Here is a 2,625-nt window from a genome sequence, read left to right on the forward strand (position 1 = left end):
GATCCGCACGGACTCGGCGTGCCCGAGGTGCACTGGATGCGCAAGTCGGGGGAGTACCGCGCTGCCGCACGGGGATTCGCCTCCGGGACGCCCGACGGGCTGACGGCGTGGCTGCTGCTCAGCAGTGAGGCGCTCAAAGGCGGTGCGCGCGAGGCGCTGCAGATCGCCCAATCGGCGGCGGGCTGACCCCGCCGACCCCAGTGGCCTCAGCCGTCTCAGCAAACGAAAGCGGGCGACGTTCCGAACTGAGTTCGGCTCGCCGCCCGCTAGCACGGATACCGGTTACCAAGCGTGTCAACGTGGGTTGCGTGGGTGGCCTCGGCGTCCTTGCGATGCGCTACGGCTGCAACCCCACCCAAAGGGTCGTCGTGGCCGCCCGCTCTTCGCAATCACGCAGGCCCGCAACACTTTTGCCTATTCCGCGGCATGTGCTCCGCGTGGGTTCCGGGACCCGTGCTGGGGAGCCTGGTTCGGGAGATCTAGCCTTCTCTTCCGGCTAACTCTTGGCCTCATCCAAGCTTCCGTGGTTCCTTTGTACTACGTGACCACAGTCACAGCAAGGGTGAAATGCCCCCGATTTCTGATCGTTACGCCGGGGTTTCAGCTACTACATGCGGTAGGTCAGGGCACGAAGCGGCGCAGCAGTGAATACGTCAGTGCGCCGGCGGCCAGGGCGCTGATCCCGACGGCCGCGGTGGTGGCGACGGCGGCCCCCGACGGCGCTGGGATCCGGTCGCGCAGGGATACCGGCCGGGTGAAGGTGAGCACCGGCCACCCGCGCGCGCCGGCTTCCTTGCGCAGTGCCCGGTCAGGGTTGACCGCGGTGGGGTGCCCGACGGATTCGAGCATCGGGATGTCGGTGATCGAGTCCGAGTAGGCGTAGCAGTGGTCCAGGGCGTAGCCCTCGCGTGCGGCCAGCGCGCGGATGGCCTCGACCTTGCCCTCGCCGTAGCAGTAGAACGCGATCTCGCCGGTGTAGCGTCCGTCCTCGACGACCATCCGGGTGGCCATCGCGTGGGTGGCGCCCAGCGCCCTGGCGATCGGCGCGACGATCTCCTCGCCGGAGGCCGAGACCACCACGACGTCACGGCCGCACAGCTTGTGGTCGGCGATCAGCTCGGCGGCCTCGGCGAACACCAGTGGATCGACGATGTCGTGCAGCGTCTCGCCGACGATCGACTTCACCTGTTCGACGTCCCAGCCGGTGCACATGTTGGTGATGTAACTGCGCATCCGGTCCATCTGGTCGTGATCGGCGCCCGACATCAGGAACAGAAACTGGGCATAAGTCGACTTGAGAACGGTGCGACGGTTCAGCAGGCCCTGGTTGAAGAAGGGTTTGCTGAAAGCAAGCGTGCTGGACTTGGCGATGACGGTTTTGTCGAGATCGAAGAAGGCCGCCGTGCGCACCGGCTGACCGCCGTGCGGCGCGGATTGCTGTGCGATCGACTCCCCGGCGGCCCGATCGGATGCGGTCACAGCGCCAGCATAGAGGCAGGTGCGCCGCGCCAATCGACCGCCGCCGCAAAATGGCAGTTCACGACACATTCTCCTGGACGGCGACTCCGAGCTGCCGGTTGGTAGCCCACACCGGTGCCTCTTGCATGTTTTGGCAGTTCCGTGTGTATAGTGAGCATTACTCGGCTTATGCCGAGGGTGTATCAGCCCGACCCCCCGGGGCTGATACACGACGACCTCCGCCTCCTCCCCCCCTGGCGGGGGTCGTCCCTTTTTGTGGGGAAGAATCTCCCGGCCCACCCCTCGGTGGTTGCGGAACCGTATTTTCAGCGTGTCGCGGCGGTGTGTCCGCGGCCCGCGATTCATCCACAGGCCGCAGTTCATCCACAATCGGCGAATTGGTGATGGCGCCGGCCCCGGGGTTGCCCCGAGGGTGGGCACATGGCCACCACCGACACGTCGACCACGCCGACGGGCACCGTGCTCGCGGTGATCGGAGACCCGCTGCTGCGCGACGACGTGTCGCGCATCGCGGCTGCCGCCGGGGTCGGTTTGGTGCTCGTCGACGACCCCTCGGGGCGCAAGGCCTGGATGGCCGCCAACGCGGTGCTGCTCGACGCGCCTGCCGCCCGCCGCTGCGCNCTGTTGGCGCCTGGCGCACGCCTATGGGCTCTCGATCGCGACGCTGATGCGCACGGCGCAGCGCGATATCACCGAACGCGAACGGTTCTCGTCACACGTCGACGCGGCGATGGCCGGTCCTCGGGCGACGGCGGCGGTACTGGCGGGCCTGCCGGTGGCCGGGATAGCGCTGGGACAGCTGATCGGTGCGCAGCCGCTGGCATTCCTGTGCGGGCCCGGAGTGGGTGGTTGGCTGCTGGTCATCGGGGTGTTCCTGGCCTGCTCCGGGCTGACGTGGTCGGATCGGATCACGGATCGGGCACTGGGATGAGCTGGGCCGCACTCTTTCTTGCCGCCGCCCTGTGGATCGGTGCGGATCCCGCGCGAGTGCGCAACCGGGCGCTACCCAGGCCGGTGTCGCGCGCCGTTCGGCAGCCGGCATCGGACGGCGACCCCCTCGCCGCGGCGTCGACCTTCGATCTTTTCGCTGCCTGCCTGTCGTCCGGGATGGCGGTTTCGACCGCGGCCGCGGCCGCCACCGCATCC

1 protein-coding gene and 4 pseudogenes are annotated in these 2,625 nt (G+C 68.0%); 4 read left to right on the plus strand and 1 reads right to left on the minus strand.

Features of this window, described 5'->3' with window-relative positions; all coding sequences use genetic code 11:
* A pseudogene (locus BN4332_RS26165) lies at positions 1-186 on the plus strand (oxidoreductase); the annotation flags it as partial.
* A gap of 435 nt (positions 187-621) precedes the next feature.
* Here BN4332_RS26165 and BN4332_RS26175 read toward each other — a convergent pair.
* Positions 622-1,446, minus strand: coding sequence for an HAD-IB family hydrolase (locus BN4332_RS26175; protein WP_235654311.1), 825 nt, complete (start codon positions 1,444-1,446; stop codon positions 622-624).
* A 453-nt stretch (positions 1,447-1,899) separates the two neighbouring features.
* On the opposite strand from BN4332_RS26175, the pseudogene BN4332_RS35760 reads away from it, so the two are divergent.
* The 3 pseudogenes from BN4332_RS35760 to BN4332_RS33990 form a co-directional block, all read left to right on the plus strand.
* Positions 1,900-2,055: pseudogene (locus BN4332_RS35760) on the plus strand (septum site-determining protein Ssd); the annotation flags it as partial.
* A gap of 40 nt (positions 2,056-2,095) precedes the next feature.
* A pseudogene (locus BN4332_RS26185) lies at positions 2,096-2,410 on the plus strand (type II secretion system F family protein); the annotation flags it as partial.
* A pseudogene (locus tag BN4332_RS33990) lies at positions 2,407-2,625 on the plus strand (type II secretion system F family protein); the annotation flags it as partial. The pseudogenes BN4332_RS26185 and BN4332_RS33990, both read left to right, overlap by 4 nt.

Origin of the sequence: Mycolicibacterium houstonense (assembly GCF_900078665.2) — a bacterium.
GTDB classification, from domain to species: Bacteria; Actinomycetota; Actinomycetes; order Mycobacteriales; family Mycobacteriaceae; genus Mycobacterium; species Mycobacterium houstonense.